Source organism: Streptomyces sp. NPDC088812 (assembly GCF_044750285.1).
In the GTDB taxonomy this organism is placed as follows: domain Bacteria; phylum Actinomycetota; class Actinomycetes; order Streptomycetales; family Streptomycetaceae; genus Streptomyces.
In genome coordinates, this window is the sequence record NZ_JBIVJP010000016.1 from 123,555 (window position 1) to 142,507 (window position 18,953).

Consider the following 18,953-nt stretch of genomic DNA (forward strand, 5'->3'; position numbering starts at 1 on the left):
AGTGGTCCGGGGAGGTCCGACGTGCGCGGCACTCCCCGTCGGAGCCTGGTCCGGGCTGATGGCCATGGTGGTACGTCTCCTTCACAGTTGGGGGCGGTGGGTCGGTGGGGCGTGGGAGGTGGACTCGGGCGTGGCGCGCCGAGGTGGTGGGAACGGTGCCGGGCGGGCTCCGCCGGGGCGGCCGTCCGTGCGGGTTTCGCCGGGGCGGCCGGCCGTTCGTGCGGGGCGCGGGCGGGTTTCGGCGGGCGGCCGGCCGTTCGTGCGCGGGGTACGGGCGTCTCAACGGCCGGGCATCCTCACCGGCCGGCCGCCGGGGCTGCCTTCCGCGCCCAGCGGGCGGGAGGGGACGCGCCCGTTCGGGGGAGGAGCGGGCCGACGGCGCCTGCCGCTGTCGCCGCGGGTCTCGGCGATCGCCAGATCCGTGCAGGCCAGGAGGTCCTCGTCGGCGGCCGTGCGGCGCAGCCGGTGGGCGGCGCTGCCGTCGGACAGCGCCTTCTCCGTGAGCGCCTGGACGGTCTGCCAGTCCCCGGCGGCCTCGAGCGCCGGGCGCACCCGCGCCAGCAGGCCGCGGACGACGTGCGCCGCGGACGCCTCGTGGCGGGTGTCCGGGTCGACCAGGGTTCCTTCGAGGCCGGACCGGGCGGCCCGCCAGGCGGCTGCGCGCAACCACTCGTGCCGGCCCTCGCAGCGGGGTGCGCCGGGGCCTTCCAGGCGCTGCCCGGCGTCGGTCACCAGGGCACGGAAGAGTGCCGCGACGAGCACGACCGTCTCCGCGCGCGGGCAGGAGTCGCAGATGCGCAGTTCGAGTGTCCGCTGGTGCGCCGAGGGCCGGATGTCGTAGTAGATCATCCCGGTGTCGCTGATGACGCCCGAGTCGATGAGCTGCCGCACGGCCGCGTCGTACTCGGCGGCGTCGGCGAAGCATCCCACCGGCCCGGCGGTCGGCCAGCGCTGCCAGAGCATCGTCCGCCAGCTCGCGTAGCCGGTGTCGGCGCCCAGCCAGAACGGTGAGCTCGCCGACAGGGCGAGCAGGACGTGCAGCCACGGCGACACCTCGCACATGATCCGTACGGCGGTGTCGCGGTCGGGGACGTCCACGTGGACGTGGGCCCCGCAGATGAGCTGTTCGTCGGCGACCATCCGGTACTCGTCGACCATGTGGCGGTAGCGGAGACCGGCGGTGGGGTGGGTCGCCTCCGTCCGCGCGAGGGGCACCGTGCCCGCGGCCACGACGGCCAGTCCGTGGGCGGAGGCGGCGGCGTCCAGTTGCCGCCGGGTGCCGGTCAGGTCGCCGTACAGGCCGTCCAGGGTGGCGTGGACGCCGCTGTTGGACTCCACGGTCGTCTGCTGCAACTCGGTCGTGAAGGTCTGCGCGGGCAGTCCTTCCAGCACTGTGTCGGCGCGTGGCACCAGCAGGCCGGTCTCCACCTCCACGAGGTGGAACTCCTCCTCCACTCCGATGCGAACGGTCACAGCAACTCCTAGAGGTGACGGGCGGACGCTTCGCCGCCGTGCTCCGGCATCCGGTCCCGTCGGTGGTACGGGGCGGCGAGCTGTCCCTCCCGGAGTTCCCCTCTGGCCCAGGCCCAAGCATGGGGCGCTCTTCGGGGGCGCGGACGCCTCACATGAGCGTCGGCGGCGGTCGCGCCGGGCCGCATCGCCTCCGCCTGCGACCCTCTGCATAAGCTGCGCAAGTGCATGCATGTACATGTGTGCATGCGCCGCCCGCCCCGAGCCCGCCGACCGACGGACACCCCATGACAGACCGCGTCTCCCGTACCCCTCACCACCGAGCCGCCCGTGCTCCCGGGCCCTCGCGGGAACGCACCCTGGACACCTGCCGGAGCCTGTCGCCCCTGCTGCGGCTGCTGATCCTCACGCAGCTCGCCTTCAACATCGGGTTCTACGCGGTGCTGCCGTTCCTCGCGGAACATCTCGGCACCGGGATCGGCATGGCCGGGTGGCTGGTCGGTTTCGTCCTCGGCCTGCGGACCTTCAGCCAGCAGGGGATGTTCGTGGTCGGCGGCCGGCTCGTCGACCGGTACGGGGTGCGCCCGGTCGTCCTGGCGGGCTGCGGCCTGCGGATCGCCGGGTTCGCCTGGCTCGGGTACGCGCAGGCGACCTGGGCGGTGATCGGCGCGGTGCTCGTGATCGGCTTCGCCGCCGCCCTGTTCTCCCCCGCGGTGGAGTCCGAGGCCGCCCGTCAGGCGGTGGCGTGGGAGGCGGCGGGCAACGGACCGCGCACCCGGGTACTGGCCCTGTTCAGCGTGGCGGGCCAGGCCGGCGCGTTCGTCGGACCGCTGCTCGGCGCGCTGCTGCTCGCGGTGGACTTCCGCACCGCCTGCCTCGCCGGGGCCGGGGTCTTCGTCCTGGTCCTGGCCGGACACGCGCGGCTCATGCCGCGGCGCGTCCCCGGCCTTGACCGGTCACCGCGGCGGGGCGGCACGCGCGCCCTGCTGCGCAACCGCCGCTTCCTCGCCCTGTGCTGCGCCTACGGCAGCTACCTGCTCGCCTACAACCAGCTCTACCTGGCCCTGCCGGACGAGGTGCAGCGGGCGGCGGGCTCCCAGGCACCGCTGTCCTGGCTGTTCGCCCTCTCCTCCCTGCTCGTCGTCCTCGCCCAGCTGCCGGTCACCCGCTGGGCCGGCGACCGGCTCGGCCTGCGCCGCTCCCTGACCGCCGGGCTGCTGACGATCGCCGCCGGGTTCGCGCTCGTGGCCGCGGCCCGCCCGGCCGGCCGGACCGGCGCCGCCGGGCTGCTGCCCGCCGCGGGGTTCGTCGTGCTGCTCACCCTCGGTCAGATGCTGGTCGTCCCCGCCGCCCGCGCCTGGGTGCCCGACCTCGCCGAGGAGGGCAGGATCGGCCTCTACACCGGCGCGCTGTCCTCCGTCTCCGCACTGATCGTCCTCGTCGGCAGCGCGGCCACCGGCTCCCTGCTCGACCTGGGCCTCCCGCCCGCCGTCCCCTGGCTCGTCCTCGCCGCCGTCCCCGCGCTGGCGGTGGCGTCGGTGCCCCGGCGCGCACCGGAGGCCGGGCGGCCCGGGCGGCCCGGTGAGCCGGACACGGCACGCTGACCGCCCGCCCGGCGCCCCGACCGCACCCTGGACCGACCTCCTGCCGTCCCTCGAACCGCACCTTCAACCGAGCATTTGCCCGCCCTCGACCGCGCCTGAACCGAGCATCCGACGTGCCCTCGACCGCACCCTGAACCGAGCACCCGCCCCGCGCCGAGCGCACCCCCAGACCCGGACCGCACGCTGAAACCGAACACCCGCCCGGCGCCCCGACCGGGCGCGGGCGCGGGGCCGAGCTCCGCGCCCGCACGGACGCACCAGGAGCCGGAGCGCCGCCGGGCGCCCGGACAGAGCGGGTGCCGCCGGGCGCCCGGTCGGGGTGGATGCCCCCCGGGCGCCCCGGTCACATGGTCTTGAGCTTGATGTACCGGCGTACCTCCGGCAGTTCGGTCAGGGCGATCAGTACGGCTGCGGCGCCGACGGCGCCGACCACGGCGCGCACGACGCCGGCGGGGATGAAGATGCCTCTCTTCATGGCAGGGTTCACCTCCTCTCGGCCGCGTCGGCCAGGATGTCGGCCACCAGGGACTCGACGAAGGGCACGGAACGGGTCACGGCCTCGCGGACCGGTTCGCTGAGGCCGACGACGACGTCCACCTCGTCGCCGCGCATACGGACCTCGGGCTCGCAGCCGACGACGAGGACGCGGGGCAGCCGCCCGTCGCCCAGCCGCCGGGCGAGGCCGAGGACCTTGACCGGGTCCATGGCGTGGGCCTCGGCGGCGCCCGCGGCGGGGAGCGCGGCGAGGTCGGGCTCGATGACGCTGAGGGTGCCGGGCGGCTGCCCGTGCGGGGCGGCGTCCAGCAGGACGACGGTGTCGTAGCCGTCCAGCATGCGGTAGGCGAGGTCCATGCCGCGGATGCCGAAGTCGGCGACGTGGACGCCGTCGGGCAGGGCACGGCGGGCGAGGAGGGCGGCGGCCTCGGGGCCGAAGCCGTCGTCGGCCAGGAAGATGTTGCCGACGCCCGCGACGAGCACCCGATGGGCCGGCGGGGCGCCGTCGGTGCCGGGGAGGGGTTCGAGCTCGTCGGGGGCGAAGAAGAACCGGTGGCCGATCTGGCTCGCGGCGCCCAGGTCGCGGCCCGGGTCGCCCTCGAGGACGACGGCGACGTGCACCTGCCCTTCGAAGTCCTCCTCCACGGCGGCGACCTCGGCGATCCGGCCCGTCAGGGCGAGGTCCATGATGTCGGCGCGCCGGGACGGCCTGAGCCGCACACGGGTGCCCGGACGGTAGGAGGAGACGCCGTTCACCGCTCCCCCTCCGGGCCGGCCGCGCGGAACTCGCGGATCGTGCCGTGCAGGGCCATCAGGTCCTCGGTGCCGAGCCCGGCGCAGCGGTCGAGGATCTCGCGCGCCCGGGGGTCGCAGGCCCGTGCCTCGGCGCGCTCCTCCTCGGTCAGGCTGAGCACGCTCAGCACGAGCAGCTGGTCGATCTCGGTCCCGTCGAACAGATCGCCCGGGCTCTCCGGCGCGACCCGCGGGAAGTCGTACAGGGTGACCGGCGAGGAGAGCACGGTGGCGGCCCGGCCGTCGCCCGTGTCGGTGCCGACCAGGACCGGCCAGGTGCCCTGGTTGCGGCAGGCGGCGGCGTGCTCGCGCAGGGCGGCGGGCGGGTCGAGGAGGGAGACGAAACGGCCGGTTCCGGCGTGCAGGACGGTGTGGGTGGAGACGAAGGCGTAGGGGGCGGTGGCCTCCCGCGCGTGCCGGGCCCCGGGGTCCGGCACCGGGCAGGGCGTGCTGTTGGCGATCCGCACCGTCAGCCGGTGCACCCCGTCGGCGACCGGCTCGGCCGTGACCTCGACGGTGCCGGTGAGGCGCCGCCGGCCGCGGACCAGCCGGGCGGTGCCGCCGGGCAGCTCCTCGGTGTCGGTGCCCTCGGGGACGTCGACGGCCGCGCGGGCGGGGGCGCCGGTCAGCACGACCTCCCGCTCGGTCGCCTCCTGCCAGCTCAGGTACCGCTCCCCCGCGACGGTCAGTTCGTCGACGGGACGACCGTCCCGCGTGACCGTGCGGTCCACCACCTGGAGGAACCGCACCCGGACGGTGAGGTCGTCGAGGGGGCCTTCGTGGAGGACCTGGGTGGTCATGGTGTCCGGTTCGCCGAGCGCGTCGGCGCAGGAGGCGGGGAAGACGCCGCCGAAGGTCCAGCGCTTGGCGTTCTTCAGCGCGGACCTGCGGTAGGGCCACAGCAGGTAGCCCTCGTACAGGCAGGTCCGGGTGATCTTCTCGACGTCGGAGAGGTCCGGGTGGTCGCGGTGGTCGGTGAGGGTCATGTGCTGGAGGTCCCCGAGTGGTGGTGGGCGGTGCCGTCGAGCAGGGCGCGCACGGCGTCGTCGGGCGTGGTGAGGACGTGCCGGGCGCGGTAGGCGTCGAGGCGGTCGTAGGTGGCGCGGGTCAGCCGCAGCCAGGGGCTGCCCGCGTGGTAGCGGTCGGTCAGGGAGTGCCAGAGGGCGGCGGGCAGGTCGTAGCGGGTGTCGCCGTCGGCCCAGGAGATGCGGGACGCCACGAGTCCGGGTCCGTCGGGCGTGCGGTGGAAGACGGTGCCGCTGAAGAGGAAGTCGAGGGGCACGTCGCCGTCGTCGCCGACCGCGCGCAGGTACTTGGTGACGGCCAGTTCGGTGTCGTAGGAGCACTCGACGGGGAGGTGGACCGTCGTGCGGTCGTCGAAGGCCGGGACGTGCACGGTGGTGCGGGCCCAGACGAGCGGGCGCATGCCGGCCGCCCACTGCTCAGGCTCCCCGAACAGCTCGCCGAGCGCCTCCCGTGCCTCGGGTCGGTAGCGGCGGCGGGCGACGTCGATGCGGACGACGGTGGTCAGGGCGACGGAGCCGACGGGCCGGCCGGCGGTCCGGGCGATCTCCAGGTCGAAGCGGAGGACGGGCAGCGCGGCGAAGCGCTCCTCCTCCGCCCCGGTGACGGTGAACGCCAGGACCGGGGCGGCGGGGGCGGACAGCGCGGGCGGCGCCGTCATGCGGGCGACAGGTTCGGCATGTCCCGGTCGACCGGGTTGCGGTGGCGGGCGTTGATGCCGGTGGAGCGGCGGGCCGTGGAGCGGTCGTCGCGGCGGTGCCCCGGCTGACGCTTGTACAGGCCCCGGTGGTTGCCGCGCCGTACGCCCGCGACGTGCGCGGGCTTGTCGGGCTCGACGTCGGGTGTGCCTACGGTGATGCCCATGACGCCTCCTGTGGGGTGAAGGGGGTGGGGTCGGTGGGGTCGGCCAGTGCTCGGAAGAAGTCCTCGACCCGCTGCCACACCTCGGGGCCGCCGTCCAGTCCCTTCCAGTGTGCGCGCACGACGGCGGCCAGGCGGTAGCAGTCGTCGAGCGGGACGAGCCAGTGTTCGCTCGCCCCGTGGCCCCGGTCGACCAGCAGGGCCCGTACGTCGGTGACGTGCTCGGGCAGGTCGGGATGGCAGGTCTCGACGTCCCGCCAGCTGTCCGGGGGGACGGGGGCCCGCAGGACGCCCAGCGGGCTCGGGTAGGCCGCGGTGACCTCCCCGCTCCCGCCCGAGCGGGTGAAGAAGGCGAGGGAGACGGGGACGCCCAGGCCCGCCCACGCCGCGTCGTCGATCCGGCAGCCGTCGAGCCGTCGCCGCTCCCGCGGCAGCAGCCGGTGGCCGCCGGCCGCGCCGGCGTCGTGGTCGAAGAGCACGGCGCAGGCGGGGCAGGCGCAGGAGACGGTGCCGGTGGCGGGCTGGAGGACGTGGCGGTGCGGGTGGCCGGGCGGCAGTGGCTGGGCGCACAGGTCGCACCGCTCCACGGCGTCCCGTCCGTCGGCCCGGGCCGCCTGCCGTGCCACCCGGCGCAGCCCGTTCATCCGCAGGCTCCCCCGCCGACCGGCGTACGGTCCCGGAACAGGGAGTCGACGGGGATCAGCGGTTCGGCCGGGCCGGCGGTCTCCACCCGGACGTCGTCGATCTCCGGGGCGCGGGCGGCCACGGCGTCGCGTAGCGCCTGCTCGGCCCCGGCCGCGCCGCATCCGCCGCCGGTCACCCTGACCCGCAGCGCCGTGCCGGTCAGCTCCAGGATCTCGGGCGGCTCGGGCAGCGCGGCGAGGGCCTGCCGGACCCGCGTCTCGACCGGGTCGGGGTGCAGGTCGTGCACGAGCAGCAGGTGGCCGACGAGTTCGTCGGCGGCGAGCCCCGCCAGCAGGTCCGGGTGGCCGGCCAGGTGGGCGGTGATCCGTCCCAGGCACTGTCCGTACAGTCCGACGAGCGTCTCGACGGTCTGCCCGGCCCGTGCCGCGGCCAGGCCGTCCGGCAGGGCGTCCAGGCCCGACAGCCGCTCCTCGGCGAGTGCCACCTGGCGGCGGGCGTGGGGGTCGTCCCAGGGTTCCCAGGACATCAACGGCCGCCCTGGTCCGCGAGGGTGCCGAAGGTCGGCGAGTGGGACTGGGTGAGGGTGCGGCCGCCGCCGAGGTACATGTGCACGCCGCAGGGCAGGCACGGGTCGAAGCTGCGGACGGTGCGCATGATGTCGATGCCCTTGAAGGTGTCCGGCCCGTTCTCCTCGAAGATCGGACAGCCCTGCACCGCGTCCTCGTACGGGCCGGGGGTGCCGTAGAAGTCACGCGGGCTGGCGTTCCACGGGGTCGGCGGGTACGGGTGGTAGTTGGCGATCTTGCCGTCGCGGATGACCAGGTGGTGGCTGAGGACGCCGCGGACCGCCTCGTGGAAGCCGACGCCGATGGCCTCCTTGGGGACCTTGAAGTCCTGGAAGGTCTTGGTGACGCCGGAGCGGACCTCGTTCAGGGCCTGGTCGACGAAGTGCAGGGCCATGGCCGCCGCGTAGGCGACGAAGTACATGCGGGCCCGGTTGCGCTCGATGGTGTTGGGGAACGGCGGGGGCGTCCACTCCAGCCGGACCTCGGCCGACGACGGTGTCTTCGGCAGGTCGATCTGCACGCTGTGGCCGGTGGAGCGCACGTACGGCGTGGCGACCTTCCCGGCGAGGGCGGTGGCCCACAGGCGGGCGATGGGGCCGCCGCCGGTGTCCAGGGCGAGGAAGTCGTTGGTGCGCTGGTCGAACCAGCGGGGGCTCATCACCCAGCTGTAGTTCCCGCCGTTCAGGTCGCGCTTCTGCGGGGCGGGCAGGGTGGTCTGGTTCCAGGGGTGCCGCTTGTCGACCGGGTTGCCGAGCGGGTCCTTGTCGACGAAGGTCTCCTCGCCCGTCCAGTCCTCGTAGTAGGAGCTGCCGAGCAGGATGCGCATGCCGAGGTTGATGTCGACCAGGTCCGTGGTGACGAGCTGGTTGTCGACCACGATGCCCGGGGTGACGAACATGCGGTTGCCCCACTCGTTCATCTTCTTGTAGCTGTAGTCGACGATCTCGGGGTCCTGGAAGGCGCCCCAGCAGCCGAGCAGTGTGCGGCGGCGGCCGACCTCCTCGTAGCCGGGCAGGGCCTCGTAGAAGAAGTCGAAGACGTCGTCGTTCATGGCGACGGCCCGCTTGACGAAGTCCAGGCAGCGGGTGAGGCGGACCAGGTAGTCGGTGAACAGCTGGGGGGTGGCGACCGTGCCCACACCGCCCGGGTAGAGCGTGGAGGGGTGCACGTGGCGCCCTTCCATGAGGCAGATCATCTCGCGGGTGAGCCGGCTCATGACCAGCGCCTCTTTGTACGTGGCCCCCTCGAAGGGGTTGTACGAGCGCATGATGTCGCCGATGGTGCGGTGCCCGTGCCGGTCGCCGCGCGGCGCGGGGGTGCGCTCGGCCCGCTCCCACACGCCCGGGTTGGTCTCCTTGACCATGCGTTCGCAGTAGTCGACGAAGACCATGTTGTCCTGGAAGATCGTGTGGTCGAACATGTACTCGGCGGCCTCGCCGAGGTTGACGATCCACTCGCCGAGCGGCGGGGTCTTCACGCCGTAGGCCATGTTCTGCGCGTACACCGAGCAGGTGGCGTGGTTGTCCCCGCAGATGCCGCAGATGCGGCTGGTGATGAAGTGCGCGTCGCGGGGGTCCTTGCCCTTCATGAAGACGCTGTAGCCGCGGAAGACCGAGGAGGTGCTCTTGCACTCCACGACCTCACGGGCATTGAAGTCGATCTTCGTGTAGATGCCCAGGTTGCCGACGATCCGGGTGATCGGATCGAACGCCACATCGGTGAGGGTGCGCTGCTGCGCCGGGGCGGCCTGGCTCGTCGTCACTCGACGGGTTCCTTTCACAGGAGGCGGAGCGGGAGGTGAGGGGTCACTTGCCGGGCCAGCGCGGCGCGAAGCCGGAGGTCAGCTCGCCGCGGTTGTGGCGCCACTTGGGCTCCTTGTTGACCGAGCGGTTGGTGATGGCGCGCAGCGTGCGCACCAGCGGACCGTAGGTGGAGGAGAGCACGCCGGAGGAGACGCTGCCGCCGGGCGGCTCGTCCATGAACGGCATGAACTTGTCGGGGAAGCCGGGCATCGTGCAGCCGATGCAGATGCCGCCGACGTTGGGGCAGCCGCCGATGCCGTCCATCCAGCCGCGCTTGGTGACGTTGCAGTTGACCACGGGGCCCCAGCAGCCGATCTTCACCTGGCACTTGGGCGAGTTGTAGTCCTTGGCGAAGTCGCCCTGCTCGTAGTAGGCGGCGCGGTCGCAGCCCTCGTGCACGGTCTTGCCGAACAGCCAGGTGGGCCGGAGCTGTTCGTCGAGCGGGATGGGCGGGGCCATGCCGGCGGCCTGGTAGAGCAGCCAGGTCACGGTCTCCATGAAGTTGTCGGGCTGGACGGGACAGCCGGGCACGTTGACGATCGGCAGCCCGCCGGCCGAGCGGAAGTCCCAGCCGAGGTAGTCGGCGAGGCCCATGCAGCCGGTGGGGTTGCCCGCCATGGCGTGGATGCCGCCGTACGTGGCGCAGGTGCCGACCGCGACGACGGCGAAGGCACCGGGGGCGAGCCGGTCGATCCAGGTGTTGAAGGTGATGGGGTCGCCCGTGCGCGGGTCGTTGCCCATCGAGGTCCAGTAACCGTCGCCGTTGATGCGCTCGTTGGGGACGGAGCCCTCGACGACGAGGACGTACGGGGCGCCCAGGGTGCCGTCGGCCGCCTGGTGGAAGGGGCGGGTGAAGTCGTCGGCGGTCTCGTAGGCGAGGACCTTGTTGTGCAGGTGGACCTTGGGCAGTCCGGGGATGGCGCCGAGGACGACGTCCTCGAGGCTGGGCAGCGAGGCTGCCGTGACCGAGATGGTGTCGCCGTCGCAGCTCATTCCTTCGGAGGTCCACAGGATGTGGACCTCTTCCACGGCCGCGGGGGCCTCGGTGTCGGTGCTCATGGGATCCCTTCCTGGCGGCGTCCCCCGCAGCAGGCTGACATACCGGACAATCAGCCACCATTCGGAAAGTCCGTTCGGAGGTGCTCCGGCGTCCCGTCCGGCCGCCGCTTGCGCACGAAGGCGGAGCGCAGGGCGTGGTAGGGCGCGCTGGGGTCGTCGAAGACGGCGCGCATGCGCTCCAGCTCGGCGGCGCGGTGGGCGCGCAGCGGGCGGACGGCCTCGTCGCGCTCCCGCGCGGCCTTCTTGGCGCCCAGCCGGGTGGAGAGCCCGGCGGAACGGGCCAGCCGGTCGGCCATCCGGGTGACCTCTGCGGTGAAGTCCCCCGGCCCGCACCCCAGGACCCGGTCGACCAGCCCGAGGGTGCGGGCCGCGTGGGCGCCGACCGGCAGGGCGTCCCGGGTGAGCCGCTCGGCGGCGGCCGGACCGACCCGGCGGGGCAGCGTGTAGGTCCAGTACTCGGATCCGTACAGGCCCATCAATCGGTAGTGCGGGTTGAGGACGGCGCCCTCGCGGCACCACACCTCGTCGGCGGCGAGGGCGAGCATGGCGCCGCCGGCGGCCGCGTTGCCGGGCAGGGCGGCGATCACCAGACGGTCGGTGGTGGTGAGGATCTCCTCCACCAGGTCGTCGATGGCCTCGATGTTGGCCAGCGACTCGGCGGCGGGGTCGGGGGCGGCCTCGATGACGTTCAGGTGGATGCCGTTGGAGAAGAAGTCCCTCCTCCCGCCGAGGACGACGACGTCGGTGGGGCGGGTGCGGGCGTGGCGGTAGGCGTCGAGGAGACGGCGGCACTGACCGGTGCTCATGGCTCCGCCGGGGAAGCGGAAGCGGAGGTGACCGACGGTGCCGTGTTCCTCGTAGGTGATGTCCTCGTGGCTTCCGCCTGCCGGGTTTCGGGTGCGGGACGTGGGGGGTTGCTCGCGCAGTTCCCCGCGCCCCTTTTCGGCCGCCGTCGGCAGCGAGGTGCCCAGCGCCGTGGTGGCCGGCAGTTTGAAGGTCGCCGATTCGCCGGGGCGTCGGCGGGGGCGCAGTTCCGGGATCCAGACCGCGCCGTCCGTGGTCGCCCGGCAGATCGCCCCGTGGCGGGTGGCCAGGAGCTCGCCCGGCGGGCCGGTGAGGCGGTGCTCGGGCCGGCCGCCGTGCAGGTACCACTCGCCGCCCAGAAAGGCGTCCAGCACCCCGGGCTGCGAGTCGGCGGCACGCAGCTTGCGCAGCACCGTGTCCGTGGGGTCGTGGTGCCAGTCGATACGGCGCTCCTCCTGGCGCAGGTACGGCTGCCAGGTGTGCTCGGGCGGCGTGAGCGGGGTGTACGTGCCGGAGGCGAAGCGTTCGACGGCGAGCAGGACCGCTCTCAGGGCGGCGTCGGCCAGTTCGCCCCGGTACAGGTCGCTCTTGCCGACGTCCGGCGGCACGCCGAAGCCGGCCGACGCCCACACCGGTCCCGCGTCCATCTCGGCCACCGCCTGGAGGACCGTCACACCCCAGCGTCCGCGGCCCTCCTGCACCGCCCGGTCCAGGGACGACGGGCCCCGGTCGCCGGGCGGCCCCGGATGGACGATCAGACAGCAGTACGCCGACCAGACCGCTTCCGGCACGGCGGTCGTCAGCATGGGGGCGATCACCAGGTCGGGCCCGTGGCGGCGCACGGCGGCGGTGAGTCGCTCGTCGTCCCCGAGGGCCAGCTCCACGGCGACGGGGTGCCCGCGGTCGCGCAGCTCCACGAAGACCCGCTGGGTGAGGCTGTTGAACGCGCTCGCAAGCAGCAGAATCCGCATCACCCGGCGATGCTCCCCCGACGACCCGCGCCCGGCGCGGTAGGCACGCCCCGGGCCGGGCGGGCTTGCGCCGCCCGGGGGAAAACACCCCCCGTCCGTCTCCGCGTGACCGGGCGGGGCCCCGGCCGTGCCTACCGTGCGGGGCATGCACGAGCTGTCGATCGCCGCTGCGGTGGTGGAGAACGCCGAGGGCGTGGCCCGCGACCACGGGGCGGCCGCGGTGACGGGCGTGACGCTGCGGATCGGCGAGCTGGCGGGGGTCGTCCCGGACGCCCTGCGCTTCTCCTTCTCGCTGGTCGCCGAGGGCACGGCGCTGGCCGGCGCCGAGCTGGTCATCGAGGAGGTGCCCGCGCGGGCCCGGTGCGGCGGCTGCGCGGCGCGGTTCGCGGTCGGCTCGCCCCCCGCGCTGTGGTGCCCGCACTGCGACACCGCCGCGGCCGAACTGCTGACCGGGCGGGAACTGGAACTGGCGGAGGTACGAATGGCAGGGAACCCGTGATGTGCCGCAGCGTCGAGGTACGGACGGCCGTACTGGCGAAGAACGACGGTCTGGCGGCCGAGCTCCGCGCCGACCTGGCGAGACGGCGGGTGACGGCCGTCAACCTGCTGTCCAGCCCCGGCAGCGGCAAGACCGCGCTGCTCGAACTGGTGCTGCGCCGGGCCCGCGAGCGGGGTGTGGCCGTGGCCGCCCTCACCGCCGACCTGGCCACCGAGAACGACGCCCGCCGTCTGGCCCGCTCCGGGGCACCGGTGAAGCAGGTGCTGACCGGCGGCCTGTGCCACCTGGAGGCCGCGCAGGTGCGCGGCCTGCTGGACGGCTGGCTCCCGCCCACCACGCGGCTGCTGTTCGTGGAGAACGTCGGGAACCTGGTCTGTCCCGCCTCCTACGACCTGGGCGAGACCCTGCGCGTGACGCTGATGTCGGTGACGGAGGGCGAGGACAAGCCGCTGAAGTATCCGACCGCCTTCGGCGCGGCCCAGCTGGTGGTGCTGACGAAGACGGACCTCGCCGACGCCGTGGGCTTCGACGACGCCGCTTTCCGGGCGGCCGTGGAGCGCGTCAATCCCGGGGTGGAGGTCCTGCCCACGTCGGCCCGGACCGGGCAGGGCGTCGACATCCTGCTCGACCGGATCCTGGTCGTGGCCGACGGAGGGGCGCCGCACGCCCCTCTCCTGGCGGCGGACCACCTCCGCCGGCACGCGCACGACCACGGGCCCGACGACTCCCCCGGACACCGTCACGACCACGACCACGGCCCCGACCACTCCCCCGGACACGAGTCCGACCACTCCCTTGGACACGACCACGCCCACGCGCGCGACGACGGGCAGGGGCACGACCACGGCGCCGGACACGACCACGGGCACGGGCACGCCTCCCGGGCCACCACCGCGTGACCTCCACGGCCACCGCCGGGGGCGCCGGGGGCGCCGCCGGCCCGTCCGCGGAACGGCGGCGGGTCGTCGTGCGGGGCACCGTGCAGGGCGTGGGGTTCCGGCCCTTCGTGCACCGTCTGGCGGCGGAGCTGGACCTCGCCGGTCATGTGCGCAACGGCGCGGCGGGAGTGGTCGCCGAGGTCGAGGGCGCGCCGGAGGCCGTGGCCGAGTTCTGCCGGGCCCTGGCCGAACGGCCACCGCCCCTGGCGGACGTCCGGGAGGTGGTCCACGAGACGGTCCCGGCGCTCGGCACGCCCGGTTTCGTCATCCACCCGTCCGAGGACGGGAACGGGGACGGCGTCGGCGCCGGCGGGAGCACGCGCCGGTCGCTCGTCCCGCCGGACACCGCGCCCTGCGACGACTGCCTGCGGGAGCTGGCGGACCCGGCGGACCGACGCCACCGGCACCCCTTCATCACGTGCACGCACTGCGGCCCCCGCTTCACCATCACCACCGGGCTGCCCTACGACCGGGCGACCACCACCATGGCGGTGTTCCCGCTGTGCCGGGAGTGCGCCACCGAGTACGCCGACCCCGCCGACCGCCGCTTCCACGCCCAGCCGGTGGCGTGCCACGACTGCGGTCCCCGGTTGCGGCTCACCCTGCCCGGCGGCCGGCCCCGGGAGGGCGAGGCGGCCCTGGCGGAGGCCCGCCGGCTCCTGGCGCGGGGCGCCGTGCTGGCCGTCAAGGGGCTCGGCGGGTACCACCTGGCGTGCGACGCCCGCGACGAGCGGGCCGTCGCCGCGCTGCGCACCCGCAAGCGGCGCGGCGGCAAGCCGTTCGCCGTGATGTGCGCCGACCTGGCGGACGCCGAGCGGCTGGCCCATGTCGGCCCCGAGGAGCGCGCCGTCCTGACGGGCCGGCGGCGGCCGATCGTCCTGCTGCGCCGTGCGGCGGGGACCGCGGGGCCGGCCGAGTCGGTCTGTCCGGGCGCCCCGGACATCGGTGTGATGCTGCCGTACACCCCCCTGCACCGGTTGCTGTTCGGTCTGCCGGGTGATCCGCCGGGGCCCCGGGTCCTGGTGATGACCAGCGGCAACCGGTCCGGGGAGCCGATCGTCACCGACGACGCCGAGGCACGGGAGCGGCTCGCCGGCCTCGCCGACGCCTGGCTCTGGCACGACCGGGTCATCGAGGCGCCCTGCGACGACTCCGTGGTCCGCGTCCGCGCGGACGGCGGCGGCGCGGTCGTCCTGCGCCGGTCACGGGGTCTCGTCCCCGAGCCGGTCGCGCTGCCCGTCCCCGTCGCCCCCGCCCTCGCGGTGGGCGGCGACCTCAAGAACGCCCTGTGCCTCGGCGCGGAGGACCGGGCCTGGTTCTCCCCGCACATCGGCGACATGGGCGACCTCGCCACCGTACGGGCCTTCGAGGGGGCGGCGCGGCGGCTGGGCGCGCTGACCGGGATCGACCACGGGCTGCTGGCGGCGGACCGGCATCCCGGGTACCACTCGGCCCGGTGGGCCCGGCGTGCCGCGGACGCCGCCGGCCTCGCGCTGCTGCCGGTGCAGCACCATCACGCCCACGTCGCCTCCCTGATGGCGGAGCACGGGCTGGACGGCGACGCCGTCGTCATCGGCGTGGCCTTCGACGGGACCGGGTACGGCGACGACGGCGCGGTCTGGGGCGGCGAGGTGCTGCTCGCGGGCTACGACGGCTACCGCCGGCTGGCGCATCTGCCGTACGCGCCGCTGCCCGGCGGTGACGCGGGGGTGGCCAACCCGTGCCGCACCGCGCTGGCCCGGCTGCGCGCCGCCGGTCTGCCCTGGGACGCGGACCTGCCGTGCGTCGCCGCCTGCGAGCCGGGTGAACTGCGGCTGCTGCGGCAGCAGTTGGAGCGCGGCACGGCGTGCGTGCCGACCTCCAGCATGGGCCGGCTCTTCGACGCGGTCTCCTCCCTCGTCGGGGTCTGCCACCGGACGCGCTACGAGGCGCAGGCCGCGCTGGAGCTGGAGTCGGCGGCGCTGCCCGCCTGGCCGGAGCCGACCGGGGCGTACGCCTTCGCCGAGGGTCTGGACCCCGGGCCCGCGCTGGCCGCGATCGTGGCCGACCTGCGGCGGGGGGTGCCGGTGCCGGTGATCGCCGCGCGCTTCCACCGGGCGGTCGCCCGGGCCGTGCTGGCGGTCTGCCGGTCCGTGCGCCGGCGGACGGGGACCGGTGTGGCCGCACTGTCGGGCGGGGTCTTCGCCAACGCGCTGCTCGACACCGAGTGCGCCGCGCTGCTGGCCGCGGACGGCTTCACGGTGCTGCGCCACCGGCGGGTGCCCCCCAACGACGGCGGTCTCGCGCTCGGCCAGCTGGTGGTGGCGGCCCACGGCCGTCGCACGGAACGTCCGCGACGAGAACGTCCGCAACGCGGACTCCCGCGACGAGAGCTTCGGCAACGAGAACTTCCGCGACGAGAACTTCGGCAACGAGAAGGAGGACGCTGATGTGCCTGGCGGTGCCCGGCCGGGTGGTCGGGATCGAGGACCGGGACGGCACGCGCATGGCGCGGGTCGATTTCGGCGGCGTGGTCAAGGACGTGTGCCTGGCCTACGTCCCGGACGCCGAGGTGGGCGAGTACGTCATCGTCCACGTCGGTTTCGCGCTCCAGCGGCTGGACGAGGAGTCGGCCCGCGCCTCGCTGGACCTGTTCGAGCAGCTCGGGCTGCTGGAGGAGGAGTTCGGCGACGCCTGGGCGCGCGCCGAGGCGGAGGCGGAGGCGGAGGCGGAGGCGGCCATGGAGCAGGAGGACGTCCGGTGAAGTACATCGAGGAGTTCAACGACCCCGCGCTGGCCCGGCGGCTGCTGGCCGAGATCCGGGCCACCGTGACCCGCCCCTGGGCGATGATGGAGGTCTGCGGCGGGCAGACCCACTCCATCATCCGCCACGGCATCGACCAGCTCCTCCCCGACGAGGTGGAGCTGATCCACGGCCCCGGCTGCCCGGTGTGCGTGACCCCGCTGGAGATGATCGACAAGGCACTGGCGATCGCGTCCCGCCCGAACGTCGTCTTCTGCTCCTTCGGCGACATGCTGCGCGTGCCGGGGACCGACCGCGACCTGTTCCGGGTGCGGGGCGAGGGCGGCGACGTCCGGGTGGTCTACTCGCCGCTGGACGCCCTGGACATCGCCCGCCGCGAGCCGGACAAGGAGGTCGTGTTCTTCGGCATCGGCTTCGAGACCACGGCCCCCGCCAACGCGATGACCGTGCACGAGGCCCGCCGGCAGGGCATCCGCAACTTCAGCCTGCTGGTGTCGCACGTACGGGTGCCGCCCGCGGTCGAGGCGATCATGCGGGCGCCCGGGTGCCGGGTGCAGGCCTTCCTGGCCGCCGGTCACGTGTGCAGCGTGATGGGCACCGCCGAGTACCCCGAACTGGCCGCGCGCCACCGCGTCCCGATCGTGGTGACCGGCTTCGAACCGCTGGACATCCTGGAGGGCGTCCGCCGTACGGTCCACCAGCTGGAGCGCGGGGAGCACCGGGTGGAGAACGCCTACCCGCGCGCGGTGCGCGAGGCCGGCAACCCGGCCGCGCTGCGCATGATCGAGGAGGTCTTCGAGGTCACCGACCGCGCCTGGCGGGGCATCGGGACCATCCCGGACAGCGGCTGGCGGCTGTCCGACGCGTTCCGGGCGTACGACGCCGAGCACCGCTTCGACGTCGGCGACGTGCGGACCGCCGAATCCCCCGAGTGCCGCAGCGGCGAGGTGCTGCAAGGGCTGATCAAGCCCCACGAGTGCCCGGCCTTCGGCACGACGTGCACCCCGCGCACCCCGCTGGGCGCGACGATGGTCTCCAGCGAGGGGGCCTGCGCCGCGTACTACCTGTACCGGCGGCTGGAGGTGGCCCCCGTTGGCTGAGACGACCGCTCAGACGACCGCTGAGACGACCGTGGACCCGGCGAACTGGTCCTGTCCCGCGCCCCTGCGCGACCACCCGGTGGTCGTGATGGGCCACGGCGGCGGCGGAGCGCTCTCCGGCGAGCTGACGCGGCATCTGTTCGCCGCGGCGTACGGCAACGAGACGCTCGCCGCGCTCACCGACTCCGCCGCCGTCGAACTGGGCGGGGCGCGGCTGGCGTTCTCCACCGACTCCTACGTCGTGCGCCCGCTGTTCTTCCCCGGTGGCAGCATCGGCGACCTGGCCGTGAACGGCACGGTCAACGACCTGGCGATGAGCGGTGCCCGGGCGGCGTACCTGTCGACGGCCTTCATCCTGGAGGAGGGCGTCGCACTGGACGTGGTCGGCCGGATCGCCCAGGCCGTGGGAGCCGCCGCCTCCGCCGCCGGGGTGACGGTGGCGACGGGCGACACCAAGGTCGTCGAGTCCGGCCACGGCGACGGCGTGTACCTCAACACCTCCGGCATCGGGCTGATCCCGCCGGGCGTCGACATCCGTCCGCAGCGCGCCGCACCGGGGGACGTGATCATCGTCAGCGGGCCGGTCGGCGCGCACGGTGTGGCGGTGCTGAGCGTGCGGGAGGGGCTGGAGTTCGGCTCCGACGTGGTCAGCGACACCGCTCCCCTAAGCGGGCTGGTGGCCGCGATGCTGGAGGTGACGCCGGACGTCCACGTCCTGCGCGACCCCACCCGGGGCGGGCTCGCCACCTCCCTGTGCGAGATCGCCACCGCCTCCGGCACCGGTGTCTCCCTCACCGAGAGCGCCGTCCCGGTGCCCGGCCCCGTGGCCGCCGCCTGCGGCTTCCTGGGGCTCGACCCGCTGTACGTGGCCAACGAGGGGCGGCTGGTGGCCTTCGTGCCGCCCGAGCACGCCGACGCCGTCCTCGCCGCGATGCACGCCCATCCGCAGGGGGCGGGCGCCGCCGTCGTCGGCCGTTGCGTGGCCGAGCACCCCGGCATGGTCGTCGCCCGCACCGGCCTCGGCGGCACCCGCGTCGTGGACCTGCCGCTGGGGGAGCAGCTGCCGCGCATCTGCTGAAGCGACGTCGGCCGCGTGCGCGCGACGGCCGCCTGCGCGCGCGTCGGCCGGTGTCGGCCGTACGGCGTCCGGCCGGGCCGTCGGGGTTCGGGCGCCGGGCGGTCCGGCAGCCGTCGGGCCTCGGCGGCCCGCGTCGCTGTGGGCGGTCCCGGCCGGCCCCGGGTGTCAGATCAGGTGGCCCCGGTCCTTCAGCCATCGGTGGACCGTCTCCTTGTCCGCCGGAGTGATCCGGACGGCACCGCCGATCCACGGGCCCTCGTCCTCGTTGAAGGCCGTGTCGGTGACGCGGGCGGTCACCCAGTGGGCCAGGTCCTGGGCGGAGCGGTCCGGGAGGGTGCCCCGCTCCCAGCCGGCGCGGGCCTCGCGGGCGGCGGCCGCGTCGTGCCGTTCGGTCTCCGCCAGCCAGGCCTCGACGAGCCGCTCGACGGTCCGGCGTTCCTCGGCGGAGGCCGGCCGGTGCGTGTCCTCGCTGTCCATGCGGGCCGGGTGCCCACGATGGGGGA

At 74.5% G+C, this 18,953-nt stretch carries 19 protein-coding genes; 7 read left to right on the forward strand and 12 right to left on the reverse strand.

Features of this window, described 5'->3' with window-relative positions:
• Positions 1-279 precede the first annotated feature (279 nt).
• Positions 280-1,473 carry a glutamate--cysteine ligase gene (locus tag ACIP67_RS26720; protein ID WP_401695310.1) on the reverse strand — a complete coding sequence of 398 codons (1,194 nt, stop codon included), beginning with the start codon at positions 1,471-1,473 and terminating at the stop codon, positions 280-282.
• A gap of 284 nt (positions 1,474-1,757) precedes the next feature.
• Between ACIP67_RS26720 and ACIP67_RS26725 the strand changes: the two genes are divergently transcribed.
• A complete protein-coding gene (locus ACIP67_RS26725) occupies positions 1,758-3,074 on the forward strand; it encodes an MDR family MFS transporter (protein ID WP_401695313.1) in 1,317 nt (438 codons plus the stop codon).
• A 343-nt stretch (positions 3,075-3,417) separates the two neighbouring features.
• Here ACIP67_RS26725 and ACIP67_RS26730 read toward each other — a convergent pair whose 3' ends face one another.
• The 10 genes from ACIP67_RS26730 to ACIP67_RS26775 are packed head-to-tail and all read right to left on the reverse strand — an operon-like array spanning position 3,418 to position 12,092.
• The gene (locus ACIP67_RS26730; RefSeq protein WP_385069203.1) at positions 3,418-3,549 is read right to left on the reverse strand and encodes a DUF6893 family small protein; all 132 of its coding nucleotides are present in this window, start codon (positions 3,547-3,549) and stop codon (positions 3,418-3,420) included.
• Positions 3,550-3,557: 8 nt separating this feature from the next.
• Positions 3,558-4,325 carry a hydrogenase maturation protease gene (locus ACIP67_RS26735; RefSeq protein ID WP_401695316.1) on the reverse strand — a complete coding sequence of 256 codons (768 nt, stop codon included), beginning with the start codon at positions 4,323-4,325 and terminating at the stop codon, positions 3,558-3,560.
• Complete coding sequence (locus tag ACIP67_RS26740; RefSeq protein ID WP_401695318.1) at positions 4,322-5,347, reverse strand: hypothetical protein; 1,026 nt, start codon at positions 5,345-5,347, stop codon at positions 4,322-4,324. Before ACIP67_RS26740 ends, ACIP67_RS26735 begins: the two co-directional genes overlap by 4 nt.
• Positions 5,344-6,045, reverse strand: coding sequence for a DUF6084 family protein (locus ACIP67_RS26745; protein ID WP_401695320.1), 702 nt, complete (start codon positions 6,043-6,045; stop codon positions 5,344-5,346). The genes ACIP67_RS26740 and ACIP67_RS26745 overlap by 4 nt, the downstream gene beginning before the upstream one ends.
• Positions 6,042-6,248, reverse strand: coding sequence for a hypothetical protein (locus ACIP67_RS26750; RefSeq protein ID WP_385069196.1), 207 nt, complete (start codon positions 6,246-6,248; stop codon positions 6,042-6,044). Before ACIP67_RS26750 ends, ACIP67_RS26745 begins: the two co-directional genes overlap by 4 nt.
• On the reverse strand, positions 6,233-6,889 hold the full coding sequence (locus ACIP67_RS26755; protein ID WP_401695322.1) for a DUF5947 family protein: 657 nt from the start codon (positions 6,887-6,889) through the stop codon (positions 6,233-6,235). The genes ACIP67_RS26750 and ACIP67_RS26755 overlap by 16 nt, the downstream gene beginning before the upstream one ends.
• Positions 6,886-7,416, reverse strand: coding sequence for a hypothetical protein (locus ACIP67_RS26760; protein ID WP_401695324.1), 531 nt, complete (start codon positions 7,414-7,416; stop codon positions 6,886-6,888). Before ACIP67_RS26760 ends, ACIP67_RS26755 begins: the two co-directional genes overlap by 4 nt.
• On the reverse strand, positions 7,416-9,218 hold the full coding sequence (locus ACIP67_RS26765; protein ID WP_401695327.1) for a nickel-dependent hydrogenase large subunit: 1,803 nt from the start codon (positions 9,216-9,218) through the stop codon (positions 7,416-7,418). Before ACIP67_RS26765 ends, ACIP67_RS26760 begins: the two co-directional genes overlap by 1 nt.
• 43 nt (positions 9,219-9,261) lie before the next feature.
• Positions 9,262-10,317, reverse strand: a complete 1,056-nt coding sequence (locus ACIP67_RS26770; protein WP_401695329.1) for a hydrogenase expression protein HypE — start codon at positions 10,315-10,317, stop codon at positions 9,262-9,264.
• A 50-nt stretch (positions 10,318-10,367) separates the two neighbouring features.
• The gene (locus ACIP67_RS26775; protein ID WP_401695331.1) at positions 10,368-12,092 is read right to left on the reverse strand and encodes an enoyl-CoA hydratase-related protein; all 1,725 of its coding nucleotides are present in this window, start codon (positions 12,090-12,092) and stop codon (positions 10,368-10,370) included.
• Positions 12,093-12,237: 145 nt separating this feature from the next.
• Here ACIP67_RS26775 and hypA point away from each other — a divergent pair, with 145 nt between their 5' ends.
• From hypA to hypE, 6 genes are all read left to right on the forward strand, one after another.
• On the forward strand, positions 12,238-12,591 hold the full coding sequence (gene hypA / locus ACIP67_RS26780; protein WP_401695333.1) for a hydrogenase maturation nickel metallochaperone HypA: 354 nt from the start codon (positions 12,238-12,240) through the stop codon (positions 12,589-12,591).
• Complete coding sequence (hypB, locus tag ACIP67_RS26785) at positions 12,591-13,490, forward strand: hydrogenase nickel incorporation protein HypB (protein ID WP_401695335.1); 900 nt, start codon at positions 12,591-12,593, stop codon at positions 13,488-13,490. Before hypA ends, hypB begins: the two co-directional genes overlap by 1 nt.
• Positions 13,487-15,958, forward strand: a complete 2,472-nt coding sequence (gene hypF / locus ACIP67_RS26790; RefSeq protein ID WP_401695337.1) for a carbamoyltransferase HypF — start codon at positions 13,487-13,489, stop codon at positions 15,956-15,958. Before hypB ends, hypF begins: the two co-directional genes overlap by 4 nt.
• Entirely contained in the window at positions 15,958-16,272 is a 315-nt protein-coding gene (locus ACIP67_RS26795) for a HypC/HybG/HupF family hydrogenase formation chaperone (RefSeq protein WP_401695339.1), read from the forward strand. Before hypF ends, ACIP67_RS26795 begins: the two co-directional genes overlap by 1 nt.
• Entirely contained in the window at positions 16,269-17,372 is a 1,104-nt protein-coding gene (gene hypD / locus ACIP67_RS26800; protein WP_401695341.1) for a hydrogenase formation protein HypD, read from the forward strand. The genes ACIP67_RS26795 and hypD overlap by 4 nt, the downstream gene beginning before the upstream one ends.
• Before the next feature lie 88 nt (positions 17,373-17,460).
• Positions 17,461-18,450 carry a hydrogenase expression/formation protein HypE gene (hypE, locus tag ACIP67_RS26805; protein ID WP_401695459.1) on the forward strand — a complete coding sequence of 330 codons (990 nt, stop codon included), beginning with the start codon at positions 17,461-17,463 and terminating at the stop codon, positions 18,448-18,450.
• Positions 18,451-18,615: 165 nt separating this feature from the next.
• Here the strand turns inward: hypE and ACIP67_RS26810 are convergent, their stop codons facing one another.
• Entirely contained in the window at positions 18,616-18,927 is a 312-nt protein-coding gene (locus ACIP67_RS26810) for a hypothetical protein (RefSeq protein WP_401695343.1), read from the reverse strand.
• Positions 18,928-18,953: the final 26 nt, after the last annotated feature.

Coding starts and splice junctions, on each gene's coding strand:
- ACIP67_RS26725 (WP_401695313.1), top strand. CDS start 1,758: ATGACAGACCGCGTCTCCCGTACCCCTCACCACCGAGCCGCCCGTGCT.
- ACIP67_RS26730 (WP_385069203.1), bottom strand. CDS start 3,549: ATGAAGAGAGGCATCTTCATCCCCGCCGGCGTCGTGCGCGCCGTGGTC.
- ACIP67_RS26740 (WP_401695318.1), bottom strand. CDS start 5,347: ATGACCCTCACCGACCACCGCGACCACCCGGACCTCTCCGACGTCGAG.
- ACIP67_RS26745 (WP_401695320.1), bottom strand. CDS start 6,045: ATGACGGCGCCGCCCGCGCTGTCCGCCCCCGCCGCCCCGGTCCTGGCG.
- ACIP67_RS26750 (WP_385069196.1), bottom strand. CDS start 6,248: ATGGGCATCACCGTAGGCACACCCGACGTCGAGCCCGACAAGCCCGCG.
- ACIP67_RS26755 (WP_401695322.1), bottom strand. CDS start 6,889: ATGAACGGGCTGCGCCGGGTGGCACGGCAGGCGGCCCGGGCCGACGGA.
- ACIP67_RS26760 (WP_401695324.1), bottom strand. CDS start 7,416: ATGTCCTGGGAACCCTGGGACGACCCCCACGCCCGCCGCCAGGTGGCA.
- ACIP67_RS26770 (WP_401695329.1), bottom strand. CDS start 10,317: ATGAGCACCGACACCGAGGCCCCCGCGGCCGTGGAAGAGGTCCACATC.
- ACIP67_RS26775 (WP_401695331.1), bottom strand. CDS start 12,092: ATGCGGATTCTGCTGCTTGCGAGCGCGTTCAACAGCCTCACCCAGCGG.
- hypA (WP_401695333.1), top strand. CDS start 12,238: ATGCACGAGCTGTCGATCGCCGCTGCGGTGGTGGAGAACGCCGAGGGC.
- hypB (WP_401695335.1), top strand. CDS start 12,591: ATGTGCCGCAGCGTCGAGGTACGGACGGCCGTACTGGCGAAGAACGAC.
- ACIP67_RS26795 (WP_401695339.1), top strand. CDS start 15,958: ATGTGCCTGGCGGTGCCCGGCCGGGTGGTCGGGATCGAGGACCGGGAC.
- hypE (WP_401695459.1), top strand. CDS start 17,461: ATGGGCCACGGCGGCGGCGGAGCGCTCTCCGGCGAGCTGACGCGGCAT.
- ACIP67_RS26810 (WP_401695343.1), bottom strand. CDS start 18,927: ATGGACAGCGAGGACACGCACCGGCCGGCCTCCGCCGAGGAACGCCGG.